21 protein-coding genes and 2 pseudogenes are annotated in these 24,777 nt (G+C 63.8%); 12 read left to right on the top strand and 11 right to left on the bottom strand.

The genetic code is table 11. The features are described from left to right. The first annotated feature begins 219 nt into the window (after window positions 1-219). Entirely contained in the window at window positions 220-951 is a 732-nt protein-coding gene (locus GCT19_RS29010; RefSeq protein ID WP_152853848.1) for a ribonuclease activity regulator RraA, read from the top strand. 48 nt (window positions 952-999) lie between these two features. On the opposite strand, the gene GCT19_RS29005 is transcribed toward GCT19_RS29010, so the two are convergent. Beyond that, window positions 1,000-1,770, bottom strand: coding sequence for a TetR/AcrR family transcriptional regulator (locus GCT19_RS29005; RefSeq protein WP_176137158.1), 771 nt, complete (start codon window positions 1,768-1,770; stop codon window positions 1,000-1,002). 117 nt (window positions 1,771-1,887) lie between these two features. Here GCT19_RS29005 and GCT19_RS29000 point away from each other — a divergent pair, with 117 nt between their 5' ends. The 3 genes from GCT19_RS29000 (at window position 1,888) to GCT19_RS28990 (ending at window position 6,373) form a co-directional block, all read left to right on the top strand. Further along, window positions 1,888-3,435: an MDR family MFS transporter gene (locus GCT19_RS29000; protein WP_152853846.1), complete on the top strand. Its 1,548-nt coding sequence runs from the start codon at window positions 1,888-1,890 to the stop codon at window positions 3,433-3,435. A 418-nt stretch (window positions 3,436-3,853) separates the two neighbouring features. Continuing rightward, a complete protein-coding gene (locus GCT19_RS28995) occupies window positions 3,854-5,044 on the top strand; it encodes a hypothetical protein (protein ID WP_152853845.1) in 1,191 nt (396 codons plus the stop codon). 255 nt (window positions 5,045-5,299) lie between these two features. Next, window positions 5,300-6,373: a TAXI family TRAP transporter solute-binding subunit gene (locus GCT19_RS28990; protein WP_152853844.1), complete on the top strand. Its 1,074-nt coding sequence runs from the start codon at window positions 5,300-5,302 to the stop codon at window positions 6,371-6,373. A gap of 44 nt (window positions 6,374-6,417) precedes the next feature. Here GCT19_RS28990 and GCT19_RS28985 read toward each other — a convergent pair whose 3' ends face one another. Beyond that, window positions 6,418-7,857: an aminotransferase-like domain-containing protein gene (locus GCT19_RS28985; RefSeq protein WP_152853843.1), complete on the bottom strand. Its 1,440-nt coding sequence runs from the start codon at window positions 7,855-7,857 to the stop codon at window positions 6,418-6,420. 110 nt (window positions 7,858-7,967) lie between these two features. Here GCT19_RS28985 and GCT19_RS28980 point away from each other — a divergent pair, with 110 nt between their 5' ends. From GCT19_RS28980 to GCT19_RS28970, 3 genes are all read left to right on the top strand, one after another. Beyond that, window positions 7,968-8,855, top strand: coding sequence for a DMT family transporter (locus GCT19_RS28980; RefSeq protein WP_152853842.1), 888 nt, complete (start codon window positions 7,968-7,970; stop codon window positions 8,853-8,855). Between the two features lie 120 nt (window positions 8,856-8,975). Then, a complete protein-coding gene (sapR, locus tag GCT19_RS28975) occupies window positions 8,976-9,884 on the top strand; it encodes a sap1 transcriptional regulator SapR (protein ID WP_018433119.1) in 909 nt (302 codons plus the stop codon). 75 nt (window positions 9,885-9,959) lie between these two features. Beyond that, window positions 9,960-10,514 carry a GNAT family N-acetyltransferase gene (locus GCT19_RS28970; RefSeq protein WP_152853841.1) on the top strand — a complete coding sequence of 185 codons (555 nt, stop codon included), beginning with the start codon at window positions 9,960-9,962 and terminating at the stop codon, window positions 10,512-10,514. A 74-nt stretch (window positions 10,515-10,588) separates the two neighbouring features. On the opposite strand, the gene GCT19_RS28965 is transcribed toward GCT19_RS28970, so the two are convergent. Beyond that, window positions 10,589-11,143: a putative glycolipid-binding domain-containing protein gene (locus GCT19_RS28965; protein ID WP_152853840.1), complete on the bottom strand. Its 555-nt coding sequence runs from the start codon at window positions 11,141-11,143 to the stop codon at window positions 10,589-10,591. A 187-nt stretch (window positions 11,144-11,330) separates the two neighbouring features. Here GCT19_RS28965 and GCT19_RS28960 point away from each other — a divergent pair, with 187 nt between their 5' ends. Together GCT19_RS28960 and GCT19_RS28955 are read left to right on the top strand one after the other, a co-directional pair. Continuing rightward, window positions 11,331-12,203, top strand: coding sequence for an urea transporter (locus GCT19_RS28960; RefSeq protein ID WP_152853862.1), 873 nt, complete (start codon window positions 11,331-11,333; stop codon window positions 12,201-12,203). Between the two features lie 171 nt (window positions 12,204-12,374). Continuing rightward, window positions 12,375-12,719 (top strand): annotated as a pseudogene (locus GCT19_RS28955) (class II aldolase/adducin family protein); the annotation flags it as partial. 317 nt (window positions 12,720-13,036) lie between these two features. Here the strand turns inward: GCT19_RS28955 and GCT19_RS28950 are convergent. After that, a complete protein-coding gene (locus tag GCT19_RS28950; RefSeq protein ID WP_018433114.1) occupies window positions 13,037-13,855 on the bottom strand; it encodes a sulfite exporter TauE/SafE family protein in 819 nt (272 codons plus the stop codon). A gap of 312 nt (window positions 13,856-14,167) precedes the next feature. Between GCT19_RS28950 and GCT19_RS28945 the strand changes: the two are divergent. Both GCT19_RS28945 and GCT19_RS44445 read left to right on the top strand, forming a co-directional pair. Beyond that, a pseudogene (locus tag GCT19_RS28945) lies at window positions 14,168-14,674 on the top strand (class II aldolase/adducin family protein); the annotation flags it as partial. After that, window positions 14,592-14,903, top strand: a complete 312-nt coding sequence (locus GCT19_RS44445) for a 4-oxalocrotonate tautomerase (protein ID WP_152853839.1) — start codon at window positions 14,592-14,594, stop codon at window positions 14,901-14,903. The pseudogene GCT19_RS28945 and the gene GCT19_RS44445, both read left to right, overlap by 83 nt. 165 nt (window positions 14,904-15,068) lie before the next feature. On the opposite strand, the gene GCT19_RS28935 is transcribed toward GCT19_RS44445, so the two are convergent. From GCT19_RS28935 to garD, 7 genes are all read right to left on the bottom strand, one after another. Beyond that, window positions 15,069-16,295 carry a porin gene (locus tag GCT19_RS28935; protein ID WP_018433111.1) on the bottom strand — a complete coding sequence of 409 codons (1,227 nt, stop codon included), beginning with the start codon at window positions 16,293-16,295 and terminating at the stop codon, window positions 15,069-15,071. A 77-nt stretch (window positions 16,296-16,372) separates the two neighbouring features. Further along, on the bottom strand, window positions 16,373-17,725 hold the full coding sequence (locus GCT19_RS28930; protein ID WP_013091521.1) for a TRAP transporter large permease: 1,353 nt from the start codon (window positions 17,723-17,725) through the stop codon (window positions 16,373-16,375). 13 nt (window positions 17,726-17,738) lie between these two features. Next, complete coding sequence (locus tag GCT19_RS28925; RefSeq protein ID WP_035490509.1) at window positions 17,739-18,248, bottom strand: TRAP transporter small permease; 510 nt, start codon at window positions 18,246-18,248, stop codon at window positions 17,739-17,741. A 177-nt stretch (window positions 18,249-18,425) separates the two neighbouring features. Beyond that, window positions 18,426-19,418 carry a TRAP transporter substrate-binding protein gene (locus tag GCT19_RS28920; protein WP_018433109.1) on the bottom strand — a complete coding sequence of 331 codons (993 nt, stop codon included), beginning with the start codon at window positions 19,416-19,418 and terminating at the stop codon, window positions 18,426-18,428. Window positions 19,419-20,027: 609 nt separating this feature from the next. After that, complete coding sequence (locus tag GCT19_RS28915; RefSeq protein WP_018433108.1) at window positions 20,028-20,957, bottom strand: SMP-30/gluconolactonase/LRE family protein; 930 nt, start codon at window positions 20,955-20,957, stop codon at window positions 20,028-20,030. Further along, window positions 20,957-21,808 carry an NAD-dependent epimerase/dehydratase family protein gene (locus GCT19_RS28910; protein WP_018433107.1) on the bottom strand — a complete coding sequence of 284 codons (852 nt, stop codon included), beginning with the start codon at window positions 21,806-21,808 and terminating at the stop codon, window positions 20,957-20,959. The genes GCT19_RS28915 and GCT19_RS28910 overlap by 1 nt, the downstream gene beginning before the upstream one ends. A 100-nt stretch (window positions 21,809-21,908) precedes the next feature. Further along, window positions 21,909-23,498, bottom strand: a complete 1,590-nt coding sequence (garD, locus tag GCT19_RS28905; RefSeq protein WP_013091516.1) for a galactarate dehydratase — start codon at window positions 23,496-23,498, stop codon at window positions 21,909-21,911. A 254-nt stretch (window positions 23,499-23,752) separates the two neighbouring features. On the opposite strand from garD, the gene kdgD reads away from it, so the two are divergent. Continuing rightward, complete coding sequence (kdgD, locus tag GCT19_RS28900) at window positions 23,753-24,670, top strand: 5-dehydro-4-deoxyglucarate dehydratase (RefSeq protein ID WP_013091515.1); 918 nt, start codon at window positions 23,753-23,755, stop codon at window positions 24,668-24,670. The last annotated feature ends 107 nt before the right edge of the window (window positions 24,671-24,777 follow it).

Here is a 24,777-nt window from a genome sequence, read left to right as displayed (position 1 = left end):
CTGCAAGCATGTCGCGTGCCTTGCTGCAGCGGTTCGCTTTGCGTGAAGAGGGACCCGGTCGCGCGTGCCGATGACACGTAGATGAATTGGCGCTTGTCTGCTAACCGTTGGCGTCGCGGCGCTATCATCGTGGGCGCGCGTGCGCGGCATGCTTCGGATCGCGGCCGCCCGCATGCGTCTATCGACGTCCCTGATCCCAACCCGAGGTCACACGACACCATGTCCGCCACATCGCCCGCGCTTTGCACCGCAACGCTCGAGATTCTTCGTCACGTCAGCACCGCCACGCTGACCACGCAGCTATTCAAGCGCGGTCTGCGCAACACCTTCATGCAGGGCGTCGCGCCGCTCGGTCCGCGCCGAGGCGCGAACCTGGTCGGGCCGGCGTTCACGCTGCGCAATATCCCGTCGCGCGAAGACATCGACGTGCTGGAGCTATTCGCGGACCCCGAGTACGCGCAACGCAAATGCGTCGAGACCATTCCGCCGGGCCATGTGCTCGTGCAGGATTGCCGCGGCGAGCGCGGCAGCGCGTCGTTCGGTTCGATTCTGTCGCTGCGTTTGCAGGTGCGCGGCGTGGCCGGCATGGTGTCCGACGGCCCGGTGCGCGACAGCGCGACGATCGCCGCGCTCGACATGCCGGTGTTTTGCGCCGGCGCGAGCGCGCCGCCCAATCTGATCCGCCATCACGCGGTCGACATCAACGTGCCGATCGGCTGTGGTGGCGTCGCGGTGTTTCCGGGCGACGTGATCGTCGGCGATGTGGATGGGGTCGTCGTGATTCCGCTGAAGATGGCCGACGACGTCGCGCAAGCCGCGGCCGAGCAGGAACGGCTCGAAGCGTTTCTGACCGAAAGGATTCGTGCCGGCGCCGCGTTGCCCGGCACCTATCCGCCGAACGACGAGACGAAGGCGGCGTTCGACGCGTGGAATAAAAACCGCAAAATCTAGGGCCTTTTCAAAGGATACGGCGACCAGTGCGGCACACCGGCCGCCGGTTCAATCGCGCTTGGCGGGCCCGATGCCCTGCACGAGCAACGCCACCGCGTGCCGTGCGATCTCCGCGCCGCCGATACTGCGGCGCAACGGATCATTGCGCCACAGCTTCGAGGTGGCCAGCGGCAGAATCGTCATGCCGAGCAGCGTAACGAACACGAGCGCCGGTTCGAGCGATGCATTCAGGCGCCCCTCCTTCTGCCAGCGCGCGATCGCCAGCAGCGACTCCTTCTGATGCGCGAAACCGAAACGCTCGTGCATGCGCTGGCGCAACAGCCCGCCGTCGCTGATCACTTCGCGAATCCACAGCGACGCGAACCACGGGTTATCGCTCGCGATCTGCACGAGCCGCTCGGTGAGCTGCGTAATCGCCGCGACCGGATCGTCGGGATTTTCCTGGAACGGCAGACCGAGGCTCGCGCGCAACGGCGCGAAACACTCGTCGATCAGCACATCGAGCAGTTGATCGCGTGTCTTGAAGTAGTAGTGCACCATCGCGGGCGTGAAGCCGGCCTCGCGGGCGATCTCACCGAGCGATGTCTCGACGATGCCCTGCCTCGCGAACAACGTCAGCGCCGCGTCGAGCAAGCGCGCGCGCTGCTCGGGGCCGCGCGCGGCGCCCGTCGGCCGGCCGGGGCGGCGGGCGGCCGACCCGGTTGGCGCGCTGCCTGCGAGATTCGCGGTTTGCGTATCCGCCTGCGTCGCCTCGAGTTTGGGCTTCGACGCGCCGCGCTCTTTCGCGGCAATCCGCGCGGGTGGCCCGGCAGCTGTCACGGCATTGTCCGCCGCGGCGTCGTCAGATGAGATCCTTGTCATTGCATTGAATTTGACGTGAGAGGCGATGTCGCATATATTAATCTCTCAGTTAATTAATTTCAACGCGTTGCCACCATGGAACAACCCGCTACGACCCTGTCCGTCGAGTCCGCGCCCGAGGAATCCCGCCAAGCCGCGGCATCGGCCGAAGCCGCAGCCGATCATCCGCCGATCCGACTGCTGTTTCCGGCGCTGCTGCTGGTCATGCTGCTCGCCGCGCTCGACCAGACGATCGTGTCGACCGCGCTGCCCACCATCGTCGGCGATCTGGGCGGGCTCAATAACCTGTCCTGGGTCGTGACCGCCTACCTGCTCAGCTCGACGATCGTCGTGCCGCTGTACGGCAAGTTCGGCGACCTGTTCGGCCGCAAAATCGTGCTGCAGACGGCGATCGTCATCTTTCTCGTCGGCTCGGCGCTGTGTGGCATCGCGCAGAACATGAGTCAGCTGATCGTGCTGCGCGCGCTGCAAGGCCTCGGCGGCGGCGGCCTGCTCGTCGTGACGATGGCGGCGATCGCGGACGTGATTCCGCCCGCTGAGCGCGGCCGTTATCAGGGCGTGTTCGGCGGCATCTTCGGTCTCGCCACCGTCATCGGTCCGCTGCTCGGCGGTTTTCTGGTCGAGCATCTGACGTGGCGCTGGATCTTCTATATCAACCTGCCGCTCGGCATCCTGTCGCTGATCGTGATCGGCGCGGTGTTCAAGCCGCACGTGCGCCACGTCAAGCACACGATCGACTACATGGGCGCCGCGTTTCTCGCCGGCGCGCTGACCTGCATCATCCTGTTCACGAGCCAGGGCGGCACGATCCTGCCGTGGACCTCGCCGCAACTGTGGTTCACGCTCGGCATGGGGCTCGTAGCGATCTGGGGCTTCATCCACGAAGAGCGCAGCGCGGTCGAACCGATCATGCCGCTCGGACTGTTCAAGCAACGCACGTTTCTTATCAGCAGCCTCGTGAGCTTCATCATCGGCGTATCGCTGTTCGGCTCCGTTACGTTCATTCCGCTCTATCTGCAGGTCGTCAAGGGCTCCACGCCGTCGCAAGCCGGCATGCAGATGCTGCCGATGATGGGCGGCCTGTTTGTCCTGTCGATGGTGACGGGCCGCCTGATCAGCAAGATCGGCAAGTATCGGCTCTTCCCGATCATCGGCACGTTCCTCGTCTCCGTGGCGATGCTGCTGCTTGCGCGCCTGCAGATCGATACGCCGATTCATGTGATGTATCTGTACATGGGTCTGCTCGGCTGCGGCCTCGGCATGGTGATGCAGGTGCTGGTCCTCGCGGTCCAGAACACTGTCGAGTTCAAGCATATGGGTGTGGCGACGTCGGGCGTCACGCTGTTTCGCTCGATCGGCGGCTCGATCGGCGTGGCCGGCTTCGGTGCGGTGTTTTCGAACGGCCTCGCCGCACGCCTCGAAAAGCTGATTCCGCCCGATACCGAACTTCCGCAGGCTTTGGGTCCCGCCGCGATTCATCAGCTACCCGAAGCATTGCGCAACGACTATCTGCATGCGTTCGCCGGCGCGTTGCACACCGTGTATCTGTCGGCCGCATGCGTCGTGGTGCTCGCCTTCGCGCTGGCGTGGCTGCTGAAGGATCATCCGTTGCGCAAGCACTGAGCGTTGTTCCACGCCTGATCCGGATGCTGATGCAAACGCTTACCAGCAAGCACCCAGCAACAGAGTGATCACGAGGCCGCCCGCGCAACGCGTCGGCCTCGTTGTTTTTTCGTCGCGCTCACCACCTGTGGCGCGCCCTCTGCATTTGTCGTGAAACAACAGATACATACGTTCGGTTCGAGCGTGTCGCCAAAGTTTCTTCATACCTCCGAATGAGCGGTAGCGCACACAATCCAGGGGCCTACCGCGTTGACGTCCCCCGTGAAACATCACATATTGGAAACCGTGGAAACGCAGGCGCGGCCTGCGTCTCCGCGACTCCGGCGCATGTGGATCGTATTCCGCGGACAAGGCTCCTGCCTCAACACGATCCGGAGCATGCCTTTACGGCATCGTTTTCCAAAGGTGGGTCCACGGCATGTCCACCCAGACAGCAACCGGCCAAAGTTTCCCCACGCCCTGCAAACGCTGCGGTGGCGCACTCTACCGACAAGTCGACGCCTGCCCCTACTGTGGCGCTGCGCATCCGTTCGATCACGACGATCCGCACATCCGCACAGGTATTCCAGGCAGCCGCGCGAGCGCCACGCATAAACCCCTGCCCCGCTTCGACGACGAGCTCGGTACACGCGACGAGCCCGTCATCGCCTCTGCGGCGATGGCGCCCGAATCTATGTTGCAGACCGGGCCGGTCATGCACACGGCGCTCGTGTCGACCGACACCGCTATCCCGCCTTACGAAGATCCGATGTACGCGCCGCGCACCACTGCGCAGATGATCTGGCGCGTGCTATACGTGATCGGCGCGGTTATCGCGATCGGCCTGGCGTATATCGCTTATACGTTGTTCAGCGACGGTGGCGAATCGGAAGATAAAGGCGTCGAGCAGATTACTCAGGATGCCCGCACAACCACGACCGGCATGATCGCGCCGCTTGCGTCCGCGCCGGTGCTTGCCCCGGCTCAGAGCCCGCACGCGCCGGCCGCGGCCAGGCCTGCGCCACCGCCCGTGACCGAACTGGCGGCGAAGCCCGCGCCCGTCGTGCCCGCGGTTCCCGTCATTCCGGCGACACCGGCTGCACCGCCTGCCGCGCCGCCGCTGGCCGCGACGCCCGTGCGGCCCGCGACGCAATTCCGCGATGCCGGACAGGCATTGCAGGTCGCGCGGACCGCGTTCCGCGCCAGCGACCTGTCCGCTGCGCAAGCCGCTCTCGCCGCCGCGCAAACGTTACAACCGGGAAACAGCGACGCGCAGGCTCTGGCCGATCAGATGCGGCCGCTGGTCCAGCGTCGCGATACTGCGCTGCAGGCCGCGCAGGCCTGCGTCGCGCAGCAGTCGTGGCCGTGCGCGCGTCAGCACGCAAACGAGGCGCTCGCGATCGACAGCAGCAACGACGCGGCGAAAGTGATCCTCGAGCGCGTGATTCGCGAGACCGGCTGGGCGCCGCTGACGCCGCCGCATGCGGCGACGGACGCCGCGCCGGGCGCACCGCTCGCGCAGGCGCAACTGCAGGTACCGCTGCCCGCCGGCATGCTGGAGCACGGCGCGCTCGCCGCGACCGCAACGAACGCCGGCGTCGTGAGAACGGCGACGCCGCGGAGCAACTAGCGCTCACGCGCGACGCAACCCTCCGCTCAGGGTCCGGAGACGCAATCGACTGCGCCGTCGCGCAAAAACCTTGCTTCGCTTACCAGATCAAAGGGTCGCCGTCTGTGCCGATTCGCACATAATCGTGCGCCCTCTGAGCGGCAACAGACGGAGCGACCCTGGCAGCAGTTTGAACATGACATGGCAACCGGATCACTGGTGCTTCCACGCGCCACGCGTGAAGCGGGATCAACCTGACCGATAGGTAGAAAGACCATGCTGAAGAGACTTCTCGCGGGCTGGCTGGGGCTGGTGGTACTGGTCGTGTGTTCGCTGGCCGGCGCCGAACCGGCGCACTACAAGATCGTCACCGGGCCCGAGCGCGGCACGTATATCCAGATCGGCAACGACCTGTCGAAATGGGTGGCCCAGCCGGTCGGCATCGACCTCGAAGTGGTGGCGTCGAAAGGCTCGGCCGAAAACGTGCAGCGCATGCGTTTCGAGCCCGGCGTGAAGCTCGCGCTCGTGCAGTCCGACGTGTACCAGGCGTTCATCGACATGGCCAACACGGGCAACCCCGATGCGGGCACGACGATCCGGCCGCTGCGACTGATCATGCCGCTCTACGACGAGGAAATTAACGTCGTCGTGCGTGCGGATTCGCCGCTGAAAACGCTCGCCGACATCAAGGACAAGACCATCAGCGTCGGCCTGCTAGGCAGCGGCACCGCGCAGTCGGCGACGACGCTCTACCGCCTGATGTTCGGCCAGCCGATTCCCGAGCAGAACGTCGTGCATCTGAGCAACGAGGACGCGCTCGCCGCGCTGATCGTGAAGAAGATCGACGTCGCGATCATCGTGGTCGGGCAGCCGGCGAAGCTGTTCAACGACATGAAGCCCGACCTGCTGTCACAGTTGCGTCTGTTGCCCGTCGATCCCAACGCGGCGGAGACGACCCGCGCGAAGCAAACCTACTTTCCGACGACGATCCGTCAAAGCAGCTACCCGGGCTGGTTGAAGGAAGACGTGCCGGGCCTCACAGTCAAAGCGTTTCTGGTCACCTACGATTATGGCTTGCGCGACACCGTCAGCAATCTGAATCATTTCGCCGACTCGTTGTGCGCGAACTTCGACAATTTGCTGGAGCATGGCCATCCGAAGTGGAAACAGGTGAAGCTCGAATTGCCGACGCTCGTACGCGGGTGGAAGTACTACGGGCCGGTCGAGAAGCATCTGCGCGCGTGTCTCGCGAACCGCAGCGCGGCGATGAGCGCGGCGGCCGCGCAGCCCGCGCCGAAACCGCACACGCCCTGCTCCGAACAGGAACGGATGCTTCTGCTGTGCAAATAACGCTGTAGCAAGGACTGCGAGCGCCTGATTCGATTCAGTTCGTCTCAGACGTGCTCGCGCCCCGCGTCGGCCGACACCGCGCACGCATCCATCGCCCGTTGCAATGCCTCGTACACCTTCGGGCGATTGCATTGCGACACGTTGAAACGCAGAAAGCCCGCCGCCGCTTGCGACGCGCTGAACACGTTGCCCGGCGCGAGCACGACCCCCGCCGTCAACGCATGACGGGCGATGTCGGCGGCATCGAGCGCCCCGGGCAAGCGCGCCCATACGAACAGGCCCGCACGCGGCCGTGTCCAGATATCGAGGCCCGCATAGCCGAGACGCCTGATGGTCTCTCCCATCGCATCGGCCAGCTTCGCGCGCATCGACTCGAGATGACGCCGATAGGTACCGTCGACGAGCATCCGATGCACGACGCTCGCCGCGAGCTGGCCATTGCCGAACGAGGTCGCGAGCTTCAGATCGATCAACGGTTCGACCCATTCGGGCCGCGCCGCGATATAGCCGCAGCGCACCGCCGCCGACAGCGTCTTCGAAAAGCTGCCGATCGACACGACGCGCGCGAGGCCGTCGAACGCAGCGAGGCGCGGCGCAGGTTCGTCTTCGAAGTCCGCGAAGATGTCGTCCTCGACGATCAGCAGATCGTGCTCGCCGGCCAGCTTCAGCAGCCTGTGCGCGACGGCCGGCGCGAGCGTCGCGCCGGTCGGGTTGTGGATCGCCGAGTTCGTCACGTAGAGCCGCGGACGCTGCTCGACCAGAACGCGCTCGAACGCCGCGAGATCCGGCCCCTGCGGCGTGTAGGGCACGCTCGCGATCCGCACGCGATGCGCGCGCAGCAACGCCTGAAAATTGAAGTAGCACGGATCGTCGATCAACACCGTGTCGCCGGGTTCGAGCAGGAAGCGGCACACGAGATCGAGCGCATGGGTGCCACCGTCGGTCAGCAGGATCTGCTCGGGAGGCGCATCGACGCCATGCGCGGAAAGCCGCCACGCAAGCTGCTGACGCAGCGCGGGCAAGCCGGCCGGGCTCGCGTAGTCGGCGAGCAGTGACTGCGGATCACGCGCAACCGCACGCAGCGCGCGCCGCACGCCATCTTCCGGCAGCCATGAAGCCGGCATCCAGCCGCAGCCTGGCTTCAGCGCTTTCGAGCCGGTCTCCAGCGACTGCCGCGTGAGCCACAGCGGATCGACCTCGCGATCGAGCCGCGGGCCGAGATCGGCGAGCGCGAGCGGCGGCGCATGGCCCGACACGAAGAAGCCGGAGCCGCGCCGCGCGATGATCACCCCTTCCGCGACGAGACGGTCGTAGGCTTCCACCACGGTCGACTTCGATACGCCGAGCGTGTCGGTCATCGCGCGAATCGACGGCACGCGCGCACCCGGCATCAGCGAGCGGCTCGCGATGCGCTCGCGCAGACTGTCCATCACGAGGCCGACACGCGTTCCCGGCACCGCGTCGTTGTTGTCGCTCTCTGCCATCTGTACTGCTCCATGTTCGGTACAGTTTGTGCGAACTGTACTGATCTGTAGCTTAACGTTTACGGCCGCCGCGCGCATCATGCGACTCTTTGAGCGCAGGGATGTACGCAATGGACAAGACCACCAACGGCTGGCTCAGCGGTTTCGCGGGCGTGCTGATTTTCAGCGGCTCGCTGCCGGCCACGCGGCTTGCCGTGCAGGGACTCGATCCGGTGTTTCTGACCGTGGCACGCGCGACGATCGCGGGCGTTCTCGGTCTTCTACTCTTGCTAGTGTTCCGCGAGACGCGGCCGCAGCGGCGTGATCTGCTGCCGCTCGTGGTGGTCGCGCTCGGCGTCGTGGTCGGCTTTCCGTTGCTGACCGCGCTGGCGCTGCGGCATGTGAGCGCCGCACATGCGGTGGTGTTCATCGGTCTGCTGCCGCTTGCCACCGCAATCTTCGGCGTGCTGCGCGGCGGCGAGCGGCCGCAGCCGGCGTTCTGGCTGTTCTCGGCGCTCGGCAGCGCGGCGGTGGCCGCGTTCGCGCTGCGGCACGGCATCGACGCGTCGCCGCTCGGCGACGCGCTGATGCTCGCGGCGATCGTCGTATGCGGGCTGGGCTATGCGGAGGGCGCGCGGCTGTCGCGTCACCTCGGCGGCTGGCAGGTGATTTCGTGGGCGCTCGTGCTGTCGCTGCCGTTGATGCTGCCGCTCGCCTGGTGGACGCGGCCCGTATCGTTCGACGGTGTCGGCGCCGCCGCGCTGTGGGGACTCGCGTACGTGTCGCTGTTCAGCATGCTGATCGGCTTCGTGTTCTGGTATCGCGGGCTGGCGCTCGGCGGTATCGCGGCGGTCGGTCAACTGCAGCTGCTGCAGCCGTTTTTCGGGCTGCTGCTCGCCGGCGTACTGCTGCACGAACAGGTTCCGCCGTCGATGATCATCGTCACCGTGATCGTGGTCGCCTGCGTGGCGGGCGCACGGCATTTTTCGCGCGCGGCGCCGGCGCGGCGGGCGGTCTGACGCGGCTCGACCGGCGCACGGCAAATAGTCTTTTTTTCAGGATCGAATTGCGCGAGTCGTAGGTCGATATGTCATCATTTCGCAGATTGGCACAACCAGCGCCCCGCGCCGCGACTGACGATGACGACCGCTTTTGCCCAAACCGTCGAAGCCCGTTTTGCCGAACTCACGCCGACGTCGAAACGCGTCGCCAGCTACATGCTCGCGAACCTCGACCGGCTCGGCCTCGAAACCGCCGACCAGATCGCGCAGCAAGCCGGCACCAGCGGCATTTCGGTCGGCCGCTTTCTGCGCAGCGTCGGCTATCGCAATCTGGACGATCTGAAACGCGAGCTGCGCGGCACGCAGCAGCGGCCCTGGCTGATCACGGACCGGCTCGACGCGTTCCGCCGTGGCCCGAGCGACAGCGCGCAAGCCGGCGAGCCGCATCAACCGGACGTCGCTGACGGCGCCTCGCCGCGCGACGCCACGCTCGCCCAATCGCTCGAACTCGAAATCGGCGCGATCCAGCACGTATACGAACTCGCGCGCTCGCCGGCCTTCGCGCGCGTCGCCGAGCGCATCGCGAACGCCGATGCGGTCTACATCCTCGGCATCCAGTCGACGCGCGGTATCAGCAACGCGTTTTACAGCTACCTCGAATACATCCGCCCGCGCGTGTTCTATTCGGATGGCATGTCGGGTTCCTACGTCGATTCGCTGAACTCGGAATTCAGTACGCCGTATCTGATCGTCACCGACACGCGCGCCTATTCGACGATCGCGCGACGCTATTGCCAGGCGGCCTCGCGACGCGGTCTGCCGTTCGCGCTCGTCACCGATATCTACTGTCCATGGGCGCGCGATTTCGACGGCGACCTGCTGCAGGTGAAGACCGACGTCGGCCAGTTCTGGGATTCGCTCGCGCCGCTGACGTGCCTGTTCAATCTGCTGATCTCGGCGGTCGTCGAGCGTCGTGGACCGGCTATCGACGAACGCGTGGCGCGCAATCGCGAACTGCAGAGCGAGTTCGATCAATTCGATCTTTGACGCGCTTCAAATCCGCACCGGCGACAGGCATAGTAAAAACTTCCGTCAAACTAGCCGGCCACGACCGGACCACGAATGAGTTCACCCCGCCCTCCGCTCGACGCCCCACTGATCCGCGACGCCACCGAAGCCGACCTCCCCGCGATCCAGGCCATCTATGCGCATCACGTGCTGACCGGTGTCGCGTCGTTCGAAGAAATCCCGCCGTCCGTGGAGGACCTGCGCGCGCGGCTCGCAAGCGTGCGCAGCCACGGACTGCCGTATATGGTCGCGGAGATCGACGGCGACGTCGCCGGCTATTGCTATGCGACGCCGTATCGCCCGCGCGCGGCTTATCGCAACACGATCGAAGACTCGATCTACGTGAACGACGCATATCGCGGACGCGGCATCGGACGTGTGCTGCTGCAGGCGCTGATCGATCGATGCGAGACCGGCCCGTGGCGTCAGATGATCGCGGTGATCGCCGATGGCGGTAGCGGCGGCTCGTTGTCGCTACATACGCAGCTCGGCTTCGAGCTGACCGGCACGTTGAAGGCGGTCGGCTACAAGCACGGCCGCTGGCTCGACACGACACTGATGCAACGCACGCTCGGCCGCGGCGCATCGACTGGACCCGACGACGTTTGAAACGCGGCAGGCGGCACGCACGGGCAGCCCGCGCGCACGGCGCGGCATGACAACCGCGACATCGAACGCAAAACCTAACGCGCGCGTGGCAAACGCGCGAACAAGGTCGGATAGTCGATCACCAGGCCATCGCTATCCACGCGCAGATTGGCGGTGAACTCGCGAAAAATGCCTTCATAGCGGTACTCACCATTCAATTCGATGCACGTGTATGCCTGCTCGGCGCGCGTAACCTGCAAGTCCGGCGTCGAGATGTACGCGACTTCGATCGGTTGACGTTCGCCTTCGGCCAGTTGCAGGCGGCGGATCGGCAACGTATTGGTGTATGGCGTCGCGGCAATATCGATGTCGATACAGCCCTCGATCGCACTCAGCGCGAGGCCGTGCCCGTCGTGCCAGTGGCCTTCGCCATCGCCATGCAATTCCAGCTCGCCGCCGCCGACGATCTTCAGGTGCGCATAGCGCGTGCGCCAGCGCGCGTCGCAGCGCACCGCGTAATGCAGCCCGTACGCCTTGCCATAGCGCTGCCCGACCACGACGCTTTCCACGGCAAAGCCGTCGTCGCGCGCATCGAACACCAGATGTTCGATGCCGTCGCCCTCTTCCGAGGCCCATCGTAATTCACGCATCGGCGTCTCCTCGCGAAACGGCGCGGTGGGCGCGCCGGCCTTTCATCGTAGCGCGAAAGTCCGCGCGCGAGTCAATCCGAACCCAGGCGCTTACGGCCGGCAAATAGCCAGTATCAACGGCCGAGATGCCTGAGGGTTTGGCGCTCGACTATGCTCGCGGTTTGTCGTGACTCCGAACCCGCCGCCGATGCACACCGCCGCGACCGATCCGCCCTCTTCCTCGCTCAGCGCCCCGCTGCGCACGCTGCTGCGCAGCTTCGGCCAGATCGTGTTGCAACCGAACGCCGCGACCGGCGCGTGCATGCTCGGCGCGTGGCTGCTCAGCGAGCCGCGTCTCTTGGGCGCCGCGCTGATCGGCGCGATCGCGGCCAACGTCAGCGCGATGCTCGCCGGTTCGGCCGACGCCGACCTGCACGCTGGCCTGCTCGGCTTCAACGGCGCGCTGGCGGGCCTCGCCGCGTACAGCTTCATCAGCGATCCGGCGCGCGCGTCGGCCGTTGCGATTCTTGCCGCGACGGCCACCGCATGGCTGCTGCGACCGTGGTCGCACTGGTTGCGCGTGCGTGGGCTCGGCTATCTGTCGAGTCCGTGCCTGATCGTCACCTGGCTATGGTTGCCGCTGATCGCGAGCCGTTCATTGTCAGCAGGTCCCTATGCCGCTCGGCCGCTGGACGCGATGCGGTTCGTCAGCGGCGTGCTCGCGGGCGTTGCGCAGACCGGCTTCGCGTCGGGCGCGCCAGCGGGCGTGCTGATGCTGCTCGGGATTGCCGCCGCCTCGCGCAAACACGCGCTCTATGCGCTGGGCGGCGCGACACTAGCGAGCGCTGCACAGCTGTTGCTCGGCGCGAGCCTTGCTTCATTCGACGCCGGTCTGTCAGGCTTCAACGGCGCGCTGACCGCGCTCGCGCTAGCCGATTCAGGCTATGCGGCGATGCTCGGTGGCATCGCGATGTCGGTGCTGTTGCAAGCGGTCGCCCTGCATTGCAGTTGGCTTACGATGACCGCGCCGTTCGTGCTCGCGACGTGGAGCATCCAGTCGCTCAGGCGCCGCCTCGCGTGACGTAAGGAGAGGTCGTGCGCTGTCGCCACCGGCGCGTCATTGTGCGGTAGCATCCCAAGCCGGTTCGCGCGTCGCGCGGCCTCGTATTCAGCAATCTTCTTGCCTTGGCGATCAATCGCATGGCGCCGGAGTCGGTGCTAAACCACTCACTCTGACCGACAGGAGACAGATATGTCGTTCGCCCACTCACCCGCCGGCCGCATCGCCGAGTCCGGCCCGCTGTCGGAAGCGGAACAGCAAACCCGCATCGACCTGGCCGCCGCTTATCGTCTCGCCGCGCTGAACGGCTGGGACGATCTGATCTACACGCACATTTCCGCGAGCGTGCCCGGCGAACCGGGCCACTTCCTGATCAATCCGTTCGGCCTCGCGTTCGATGAGGTATGCGCGTCGAATCTCGTGAAGATCGACATCGCGGGCAATATCGTCGGTGCCAGCGAACATCCGGTGAATGCCACCGGCTTCGCGCTGCACGCGGCCGTGCATGCCGCGCGCGACGACGCGTTCTGTGTGCTGTCGTGTCGACTATAAATAACTCCAAAAACGCGCTGAAAGCCTTGCCTGGCTTATGTTTGCGGCAGTTCGACCGTATTCCGGTGCGCCGCGACGTTCGCGCGGAAATCGTCTGTGGTGGTCGACCGTGTTGAACGTCGGAGGGCCGCGCCATGTGCTACCAGAAACCCGTTGAACTGCTGGAAGGCGTTCGCGTGAGCGAAACTCGCCTACACCGACGCCAAGACAACCGCATCGTGCTAGCAACCCGGGCCGACGGCCACCGCCGCAAGTCGCTACAGAAGCGACCTTCGGCGACGCTCGGCGCGGAGCGGTGCTCTTCAGCGGTGCCGCCAGACCTTTATCGCAGAAATGGCAAGGATCGCAGACAGGATTGGTAGCAGAAAGGCGCTGGAGACGATCCCGACCAGTCTTGCACCGACGAACGCACCTACGATTGACCCGACAGCCATAAGGACCACAAATGCCCAATTTTCCCTGAGAACAACAAAGCTGCGATCCTGGCTGTAGCGCGCAAACCCTGTGAGCATTGTCGGCAAGCTCACAGCAAGACTAAGACTCCCAGCAAGTTTGATATCAACACCAAATAGCAGCACCAGGGTTGGAATCAGCAACTCCCCACCGGCAACACCCATCAGCGCAGCGACCGCGCCGATGCCAAGGCCCGCAATTACGCCCAGCGCCATCTGCAAGAGTCCCGTAACTACAGGTGCGCCATGATGGTTAGCGCCATGGCCGAAGAGCAAGATGCCCGCAATCGCTATTAGCAGCACGGCCAGGACCCGATACAACGTTCGTGGGTGAGCTTGCGTGGCCCAGCTAGACCCCTGCCATGCACCCCACAGGCTCCCAGCCAGCAGGTTCACGATCACCGGCCAGTGTCCTATCACTTCGCCCCACGCCACCGCATGTGTGCGGAAAGGAAGCGCAGAAGAAACCACGACGAGACTCATCGTCTTGTTAAGTATTACCGCCTCCAGGGCGCTGAACTGAAACGCGCCGATAAGAAGTGGAAGGCGAAACTCTGCACCGCCCAAGCCAATCAAGCCGCCAAGCGCCCCGATGATGGCACCGCCACCGAAAGTCGCGGGGCGACTGCGGCGAGGGAAATTCAGATCTGTTGTCTCTTGTGTGGCCACGCGCGCCCCTGCGGAGTTCGTCGTGGGTAGCGTACCGCATTTCTAGCGGTCGCCTGTTGCATGTCTGCTCATCGCACCAAAGGCGACGTTCACTAGTCGGTTCCAAAGGCCGTTGATGGCCGACTTTTGCCGATCGCCCCTCGTCGATCTGCGGCGCAGCCAAGGGCGACACGCAAACCCATTGCCGACGCTGGTCAGGCACGAGACGTAAGTCCGCTTTCCTGACGACCGCCATTCCAGTCGCGGGTCGAGCCGGAACGCCGTACAGGTCACTGCGAATTCCACGGAAAGCGCGGAAGTTGCACGGTGAAGCTCGTTCCACTCTCCGAGGATTCCGCGTCAATAGTGGCCCTTATGCGCGCGCATGATGGCGCAGCATATGTGATGCATCTGCATAACACCGCGGGCGTGGCCGTGTCCGCGCAGCCGGAAGGATTGCTGCCGGCGTCGCAGCACGCGCTGCGCTTTTACGGCCAGCTTGCATATCACGACTACGAAGGCCTCGCGTTCACGCCGGCCGAAGGCGAGCGCCTCGTCGCGCATCTCGCCGATCACCCCGCGATGCTATTGCGCAATCACGGCACGCTGACGCTCGGACGCACGGTTGCCGAAGCTTATGTGCTGATGGCGACACTGCTGAAAGCGTGTGAAATCCAGATTCAGGCGCAAACCTGCGGCGCGCCGCTGGTCGTCCCGACCAACGCGGTCGCCGCGCGCACGGCGGAGCAGCTCTACGATGGCGGCGCGATCGAAGGCGCGCTCGAATGGCCCGCTCTGCTGCGCAAGCTCGATCGACTCGATCGCGGCTATCGCACCTGAATGCCCGAGCCAGTCCCAACTCTCAACCCCACGGAGCAACGTCATGCCCACGTTTCATATCGAACTCTTCGAAGGCCGTACGCTGGAACAGAAACGCCAGTTCGTCGAAGCGATCAAGAAAGCCACCTGCGAGTCGCTCGGCGTCGAGCCGAATTCGGTCGACATCATCCTGACCGACGTGAAGCGCGAAAACTGGGCAACGGGTGGGCGTTTGTGGTCGGAGGCCTGACCGACCCCGGACAGCGCTGGCGAGACCGGCGCTTCGATGCATAAAAATGAGCATCGAAAAAAAAAGCTGCGCACGTGAAGTGCGCAGCTTTCGAGGCTTACAACGCGAAAAAAATTGCGTTGGTGTGGCGGCAAAACAACGTGCCGCCACGTGTTCAGTAACTGTTTAGAACTTGTGGATGATACCAACGCCGACAGCGACCTGGCTGCGCGACGACGCCGGGGCACCGTTCTGACCGTCACCGATGCTTGCTTGTGCGTTGATGATCGTCTTGCCGTCGCCTGCCAGCGTCTGGCCGTTAGCACGCTGATAGGCTTCCAGCGCGTACAGACCGGTGCGCTTCGACAGCGTGTAGTACTGGGACAGGTTGAACTGGTTGTAGCTAGCCGTGTTCGAGATGCCGTTCGACGACGTTGCACGGGTGTAGCTGTAGCCAGCGGCCAGGTCCAGCACCGAGATCGGCTTCCAGTGCAGCACTGCGCCGCCCGTATTCCAGATCTGGGTGTCGTGGAAGAACGAACCCGTACCAGCTGCGTACTGAACGTTCGAGTATGCGAACGAAACGTCCCACGCCGAGTTGAACGCGTAGCCGCCCGTCACTGCGATGCGCTGCTGCTTCGCTGCAGTCTGGAAGCCGTTGTTGATAGCCGAGTTAGCCGGAGCTGCCGGGCTGGTGGTGCTGTTGATCAGCGTGGAGTTCGCACCCCATGCGCCGCCGTTCGCGTTGCCGTTGTCGATGCGCTGGATACCTGCAGCGATACCGACCGGGCCGTTCAGGTACTGTGCTGCCACGCTCCAGGTCTGGCCGGCGCTGAAGCTGCCCGGCGTGCCGCCGATCGAGTACGAACCGCTGACCGTCAGACCGCCGAAGTTCGGCGACGTGTAGACCAGCGAGTTGTTCGCACGGTACACCGTATCCAACGAGTCGATATCGCCCGGGTGCGCGCCGTATGCACCGGTCAGCCACGTGGTCGGGCTGTACGGCGAGAGCATCGTGTAGTACGAGGTGTACTGGCGGCCAGCCGTCAGCGTACCGAACTTCGCGTTCGTCATACCGACCCATGCCTGACGATTGAACATCAGACCCGACACGCTTTCCGCGCCGTTTGCGCTGTTAAAGCCTTGTTCCAACTGGAAAATGGCCTTGGTGCCGCCACCCAGATCTTCCGAGCCCTTCAGGCCGAAACGGCTGCCAGCCCAAATGCCGTTAATCATTTTGACCACCGAGCGACCACCGGCCGACGGCTTCGACGAGCCCAGCGCGCTCAGCGTCGTCGAGCTGTTCTGCCAGCCCAGGCCCGTATCGACAATACCGTAAAGCGTCACGCTGCTTTGCGCGTGTGCACCCAGCGCGACCAACGCCACTGCCGAAGCTACGAGAGTCTTTTTCATTTCTACTCCTCTGTTAAAAACTTTTTGATGCAGCCTATGGAAGCGCCGCAGAGTGTGGGTAAGACGTTTTATTTGGATCAGAACACCGGATGACCGTTGATGACGCTTGGCAACCAAGTCGAGAACCACGGTACGTAGGTGACAATATTGATCGCCGAGAAGATAGCGAGGTAATACGGCCACGCCACCTTAGTAGTTTCCCCTATCGACACATTGCCAATTGCGCAACCAATGAACTGCACCGAGCCAATCGGCGGATGCACGAGACCCAATGCGCAGTTCAGCAGGATCATGATGCCGAACTGAACGGGGCCCACGCCGTTGTGCATTGCCATCGGCAGGAACAGCGGGGTCGTGATCAGGATGTGCGCCGCCATGTCGACGAACGTACCGAGGAACACCTGAATCACGTTGATGTACAACAACATCAGCCACGGCAGCGAGGTCGCGCCGTCGAGCATGCGCTCGATCGCGTCCGGGATCTCCAGATAGGCCATCTGGAAGCGCAGCATGTTCGACACACCGATCAGCAGCAGCACCACGCCGGTCGTTTTCGCGGCCTTGCCGAGCGCATGGCCGAGCTTTTTCAGCGTCAGCGTGCGATACACGACGATGGTCAATATCAGCGAATAAGCCACGGCGATCGCGGCCGCCTCTGTTGCAGTGGCGATACCGCGCGCCACGCAGAACAGAATGATCGCGATGACCATCAGACCCGGCACCGCGCCGATGAACGTACGCAGCACCGCCATCCAGCCCGGGAAACGCTGCAGTTGGGTCGAGCCGTCGGGACGGCGCGGATAGCCGAACTTGACGGCCTGCCAGTAAGCGGCGATCAGCACGAGGCCCATCACCCACAGCACCGGCAACAGACCCGAGAACAGCAGATCGCCGATCGACACGCCGCTCATCTGCTTGCCGTTCAGCACGCCGCTCACGCCTTGTGCCGCGAACGCGTAGATGATCATGTTGGTCGAGGTCGGCATCAGCGCGCCAGCGAGCGACGAGTGCGTGGTCACGTTGACCGCGTATGCGGCGCTATAACCTTCGCGCTTCATCAGCGGGATCACGACGCCACCCATTGCCGACGTATCCGCGGTCGGCGAACCCGATACGCCGCCGAACAGCGTACAGGCGACCACGTTGGCCATGCCGAGGCCACCGCGGAAATGGCCGACCGTGGCCTGCGCGAAACGCAGGATGCGGTCAGCGATGCCGCCGTGGAGCATCAGCTCGCCGGAGAAGATGAAGAACGGCACCGCGAGAAACGAGAAACCGTTCATGCCCGAGATCATCGCCTGCATCGCGGTCGCGGTCGGCAGACCTTCGAACAGATACGTCAGGACGCAGGACAGGCCCAGCGCGAATGAAACCGGAACACCTAGAAAGAGGAAAACTAGAAAACTGACGGTGAGGAGGGCAAGTTCCATGATGGCTCTGCTTTTATTCCGTGACGGAGAGTTCGAGCGCCGGCTCTTCCCGTTTCCCGGCAAAGAGCTCGAGCAGATGCTCGATCGAGAACAACGCGATGCACACGCTCGCGAAGATCGGGATGCAGTAGCGCACGCCTTCCGGCACGCCGATGATCGGAATGCGGTCGCCCATCGTGGTTTCCGCCATCTCGAAGCAACCGATGAAAATGGCCACCGCGAAAGCAATCAGGCAAACATGCTGAATCCCTTTCGCGATCAGTTGGCCTTTTTCCGGCAATTTTTTGACGAGCGAGTCGAGTCCGATGTGACCTCCCTCGCGAACCTTCAGCGCGGCGCCGAACATCGCGATCAGGATCACCAGCAACAATGCGATGGGCTCAACGTAATCGGGTGCGTCGCTAAACACGTAGCGCATCACCACGCTATAAATCACGAGCAGGCAAAGTGAGGCGAGGCTAAACGACGCCGCGACCAGCAGCACGCGAAAAAGAAAATCATTTGGGCGTTTCAGGAAACTCATGACCCTGTCCTTGCTTACGTCCGACCTGTGCTTGAAATTCAGCCATCCCGATGCGACGCGATCCGCACGCGCGTGCGAAATCGCGCGGCGGAAGGTCTCGCGAGTTTCCTCGCGGGACCATTCACGCCGCTGCTGCGACAAACGTTGCGATTGCTGATTGCGTCCGGGACGCGGGACTTACTTGATTGCCTGGATCTCGTCGACGATCTGCTTCATCTGCGGGGTTTTTTCGTACTTCGTCCACACAGGCTGCATCACCTTCACGAAAGCCGCACGGTCGATCTGCGAAGCCGCGACCACCGTTGCGCCGCCCTTCGTGACGGTCTTCTGCGCGTCGGCTTCACGCGCGGTCCACAGCTTCTGGTAGTACGGCACGGAGTCAGCCGCGGCCTTTTTGATGATCTGCTGCTCTTGCGGCGACAGCGTGTCCCACACCTTCTTCGAGAACACCAGCACTTCCGGCGTCATCGAATGCTGGGTTTCCGAGTAGACCTGAGCGACTTCGAAGTGCTTGGTTTCTTCGTACGACGGAATGTTGTTTTCGGCGCCGTCGACGAGGCCGGTCTTCAGGCCCGTATAGACTTCCGAGAACGGCATCGGGGTCGGCGTGCCGCCCATTGCCTTGATTTCGTCGACCATCAGGTCGGACGGCTGCACGCGAACCTTCAGGCCCTTCATGTCAGCCGGCGACTTGATCGCCTTCTTCGCGTACATCGAGCGTGCGCCGCTCTCGTAGAACGTCAGCGCGATCATGCCCTTCGCGGTGAACGCGTCGAGGATTTTCTGGCCTTCCGGACCGTACATGACCTTGCGGAAATGTTCGACGTCGCGAAACAGGAACGGCAGCGACGGGATCATCGATTCCGGCACGATTTCGTTGAACGCAGCACCGTTGGCGCGCGTCATGTCGAGCGCACCGATACGAACCTGGTCGATCGTGTCGTTTTCCGAGCCGAGCGCGCTGTTGCCGAAGACCTTCACGGTGTCCTTGCCGTCGGTCGCCTTACTGATCTGCTCGCCCATGTACTTCACGGCCATGTTGGTCGGGAAGGTGTCGCCGTGCACATCGGCAACGCGAAACACGCGTGCTTCAGCCGACATCGTGCTGAACGCCAACGCCGCGGCTGCAACGATCATCGAAACACGGGAAGAGGCAAACTTCTTGTTCATCGTGACATTCCTTGAAAAATGGACCATCCCATCAACAGCGGATGTGACATGGTTTTGACGCGTCTCCGGCTTCGCGCTCGCTGCCTTCGCAGGTGCGGGCGCTGGCCGTACTGGCTGTGCAACGTCCCCGGCACAGTTGACCCAGCACTCCAGTCGACAACTCGACTACTTACTTCAATCACGCCGGCCGGCTTCGGGCATGCATGCGGCATCGACCGCTGCCGCACAACTGACCTGAAACCTACCGAATTGCATGTCATACAAACATAGAAAGCCGTTTGTTTGGACTTATATGTTGTACGACGACATACGAAGTCTATAAAAGGGGTTTTAACTTGTACAGACGGTATTTACCCGCATCAAGAAAAGCGCCGGCACCTATGACCGGCATCGCACGCCGCCAAGCCCCGCGCCGTCTGGCGCCGAATGAGAGCGAATTGGCATGGGTCTTCGGAATTGTTGTATTTTTGCCGAACAAAGATGCGGGAACATGGTCTTCCCGTCAAATGTTGTATGACGAGTGACGAATAAAGGGCCACACGAATGACCCCGAAAATGGAAACGCCGGGAGAAAAACTTCGTCCCGGCGCATGTCTCATGTAAGCAAGATTACAGTTGGCCCGCGAATTCGGGCTCAGGCAGCCCGCTCACGCCTGGCCGCAGCGCGAACACGTGGCCGTCGTGCTCGCTCGCGCCGGTGGCCGGGCGAATCGACGTGACGAACAGCGTATCGAGATCGCGGCCGCCGAACGCGCACATCGCAGGCTTGATGGCCGGCACCGGAATCTGCCGGTCGAGCTTGCCCTGCGGCGTAAAACGCAGCAGCAAACCGGCGTCGTTCGCGCAGATCCAGTAGCAGCCGTCGGCATCGACCGCCGCGCCGTCCGGACGGCCCGAATAGTGATGCAGATCGGCGAACACACGGCGATTGCGCGGCTCGCCGGTTTCGACGTCGTAGTCGAACGCCCAGATCAGCCGGCGCAGCGGATGCGAGTCCGACAGATACATCGTCGTGCCGTCCGGCGACCAGCCGAGGCCGTTCTGCGTGATCAGCGAATCGACGACCGGCGCCGACAGCACGCCCTTCTCGTCGAAGCGGTACAGCGCGCCGCCCGGGATCGCCGCCGCCATGTCCATCACCATCGTGCCGGCCCAGAAGCGCCCTTGCCTATCGCAACGACCGTCGTTGAAACGCATGCCGACGTGCGGAAATTCAGGCGCCGCGAGCTTGCGCAGCGATGCTGTCAGCGGCTCGCCGCCCGACGCATTCGACGCGTCCGCGAGCGTGACCGCGAACAAGCCGGTCTCGCAGCCGGCGAGCACCGTGCCGGCGTGATCGAACGCGATACAGGCGACTTGCTCCGGCAGAAGCCATTCGGTGCGCCTGCCGGTTTCGAGCGAGCCGCGCACGATCTTCCTGGCCGGAATGTCGACCCAGTACAGCGCCTGCTCGGCCGCGCGCCAGACCGGGCTTTCACCGGTCGCAGCGGGCAACGGACCAGCCGCTTCGAAGCGTTCCACTTGCGGATTCGCACTCATTATTTCGGCTCCCGCTTCGGCTCCATCGGACCGGCGAGCACGAACGGGCCGCCCTGGTACAGCTGGGTCGGGTCGTCGAAGCGCGTGTCGGGGGCGCTCGGCGGGAACAGGTGCTCGAACTGCGCCGAGCTGTCTTGCGGACGATAGCCGAGGAACGCCGCGTTCGTGTTGTCGACCCACGCGGTGCGGTTGTTCGACACGCCGTAGACGATCGCGTGGCCGACGCGGTTCGTGAACAGCGAGCAGCGCACGAGCTCGATGAAGTCGCGGTAGCTCAGATACGTGACGAGCATGCGCGCGGTCTTCGGCTGCTCGAACGACGAGCCGATACGCAGACACACGGTTTCGAGGCCGAAGCGGTCGAAGTAGTAGCGCGACAGCGATTCGCCGAAGCACTTCGACACGCCGTACATACCGTCCGGACGCAGCGGCGCGTCGGTGCCGAGAACCGACGTCACCGGATGGAAACCCACCGCGTGATTCGAGCTCGCGTAGACGATGCGCTTCACGCCGTGCTTCTGCGCCGACGAGTACACGTTGTACAGGCCGCGGATATTCGCTTCGAGGATGTCTTCGAACGGCGCTTCGACGGAAATGCCGCCGAGATGCACCACCGCGTCCACGCCTTCGAGCAGCGCGTGCACGGCCGCTCCGTCGGCGAGATCGACGACGGCTGCTTCCTCGTGCGCGGCGACTTCGCCGAGCGGCGCGATATCGGACACGCGCACGATGTCGGCCCATTGCGCGAGCGCGGGACGCAGTTGCTTGCCGAGATTGCCGGCGGCGCCGGTGAGCAGCAGACGGCGGAAGGGTTTTTTTGCCGCGGAGCGGTCAACGTTCAAATCGGTCATGTCTCTTTGCTGTTGTGATTGCGATTGGGTCTTCTGAACGGAAAAGCGAGCGCCGGTTGGACCTGCGCTCGCCTGAGATTGGATGGTGCGGATTGCCTGATCAGGTCACCGGCGCCGGGTTGAACAGCGTCAACGCATTGTGCAGGCCGAGCTTCTCCGCGCAGGTTTCCTTGCGGCCGCTCGCGACATCGAGCATCAGGCGGAACAGTTCCCAGCCCACCTCCTCGATGCTGGAGTCGCCGGTCGCGATCGTGCCGGCGTTGATGTCCATCAGATCATGCCAGCGACGCGCGAGGTCCGAACGCGTCGCCACCTTGATGACCGGCACTTCGGCGAGGCTGTACGGCGTGCCGCGGCCGGTCGTGAACACGTGCAGCGTGATGCCCGAAGCGACCTGCAGCGTGCCGCAGATGAAGTCGCTGGCCGGCGTTGCCGCGTAGATCAGGCCCTTCTGATTGACCTTCTCACCCGGCGACAGCACGCCGGAGATCGCCGAGTTGCCCGACTTGATGATCGAGCCCATCGCCTTTTCGACGATGTTCGACAGGCCGCCCTTCTTGTTGCCGGGCGTCGTGTTCGCGCTGCGGTCCGCACCGCCGCGCTTCAGGTAATCGTCGTACCACTGCATCTCGCGGATGATCGCCGCCGCAACGTCCGCGTTGGCCGCGCGCGCGGTCAGCTGATCGACGCCGTCGCGCACTTCGGTGACTTCCGAGAACATCACGGTCGCGCCGGCGCGCACCAGCAGGTCGGTCGCGAAGCCGACGGCCGGGTTCGCGGTCAGGCCCGAGAACGCGTCGCTGCCGCCGCACTGCACGCCGATCACCAGATCCGACGCTGGACAGGTTTCGCGACGGCGGTTGTTCAGGCGCTTCAGATGCCCTTCGGCCATCCTCATGATCGACGTGATCATCGACTGGAAGCCGACGTGCGATTCGTCCTGCAGCACCACGACATCGCCGTTCTGGTCCAGCGCGACATCGCCGATGTCGGCGACGTCGTCGACCACCGCTGCCGCGGCGATCGGAATCGTGCCCGGCGGCATCAGACGTTCGGGCTGCAGCTTCTCGCAGCCGAGGCTCACCATCATCACTTCGCCGCCGAAGTTCGGGTTCAGCGCGATGTTGCGCACGGTGCGGATCGGCACCATCGCGTCGGGGGCGTCGATCGCGACGCCGCAGCCGTAGGTGTGGCCGAGGCTGACGACGTCGTCGACATTCGGATATTTCGGCAGCAGTTCGGCCTTGATGCGCGTCACGGCGTGTTGCACGACGTCGGCGACGCACTGCACGGTGGTCGTGATCGCGAGGATGTTGCGCGTGCCCACCGAGCCGTCCGAGTTACGGTAGCCCTCGAACGTGTAGCCTTCGAGCGGCGGCATGTCCGGCGCCCTGGTGGTGGCGATCGGCAGGTCTTCGAGTCCCGGCGGGCTCGGCATGCGGATCACGTGCTCGTTGATCCAGCTGCCCTTCGGCAGCGGCTTCAGCGCATAACCGATCACGACGTTATAGCGGATGACTTCGTCGCCCTCGGCGAGATCGGCCAGTGCGACCTTGTGGCCCTGCGGCACGCGCTCGCGCAGCCTGAGTCCATCGGCGAATACCGCGCCCTCGCCCAAGCCGCCGTCGTTGACGACGATCGCGACATTGTCATTGGGATGAACGCGGATGTAGAGCGGAGTTTGTTCCATTGATCGATCCTTGAGGCGTGATAGGCCTGCTTCGCCAGCAATCATACGTCATCCTACAACGCTAAAGTTTGCCTGGCCGTTCCGTATTTACCCTATAGGCAGCATTATGCCGTGAAAACCCCGTTGAGTTACCGGATTCATTGTTGTACGATGACGTATAAGAAATCTGATTCCAAGATTTTCTACTAGTACGACGTCCGTTGTACTAGTTGGATCCTACTAACGACCCCATCCGACGCCTGGATATTTAGATCATGACGACACCGCAGGAACTCAAGCAGATCGTTTCGGAAGGCCTCCTGTCCTTCCCCGTCACCGACTTCGACGCTAAAGGCGATTTCCGCGCCAACACTTACGCAGAGCGCCTCGAATGGCTCGCTCCGTACGGCGCTTCGGCGCTGTTCGTCGCCGGCGGCACGGGCGAATTCTTCTCGCTGACGCAAGACGACTACACGCAAGTCGTTAAGACCGCCGTCGAAGTCTGCAAGGGCAAGGTACCGATCCTCGCCGGCGCAGGCGGCCCGACCCGCGTCGCGATCGCCTACGCGAAGGAAGCGCAGCGCCTCGGCGCGCACGGCATCCTGCTGATGCCGCACTACCTGACCGAAGCGAGCCAGGACGGTATCGCCGCGCACGCCGAAGAGGTCTGCAAGGCCGTTCCGGGCATGGGCGTGATCATTTACAACCGCGCGAACTCGAAGCTCAACGCCGACATGCTCGAGCGTCTGGCCGACCGTTGCCCGAACCTGATCGGCTTCAAGGACGGCGTGGGCGAGATCGAAAACATGGTGACGATCCGCCGCCGCCTCGGCGACCGCTTCTCGTACCTCGGCGGCCTGCCGACCGCGGAAGTCTACGCAGCAGCGTACAAGGCGCTGGGCGTGCCGGTGTACTCGTCGGCGGTGTTCAACTTCATTCCGAAGACCGCGATGGACTTCTACCGCGCGATCGCCGCTGACGACCACGCAACGACCGGCAAGCTGATCGACGAATTCTTCCTGCCGTACCTGAAGATCCGCAACCGCCGCGCAGGCTACGCGGTCAGCATCGTCAAGGCTGGCGCGAAGCTGGTCGGCCACGACGCAGGTCCGGTGCGCGCACCGCTGACGGACCTGACTCCCGAAGAACTGGAACAGCTCGACGCGCTGATCAAGAAGCTCGGACCGCAGTAAGGCACCGGCGTCGGGGCTTCGAGCGAAGAAGCTCGCAAGCCTCATCGACGAGGGCCGCATAGACGGCCCCGTTGCGAACGCCCGGCACGGCAACGTCGCCGGGCGTT

It is taken from the genome of Paraburkholderia atlantica, assembly GCF_009362785.1.
GTDB lineage: Bacteria > Pseudomonadota > Gammaproteobacteria > Burkholderiales > Burkholderiaceae > Paraburkholderia > Paraburkholderia atlantica.
The sequence above is the reverse complement of the archived record's forward strand: the minus strand, read 5'-3'. Positions and strand labels throughout refer to the sequence as shown.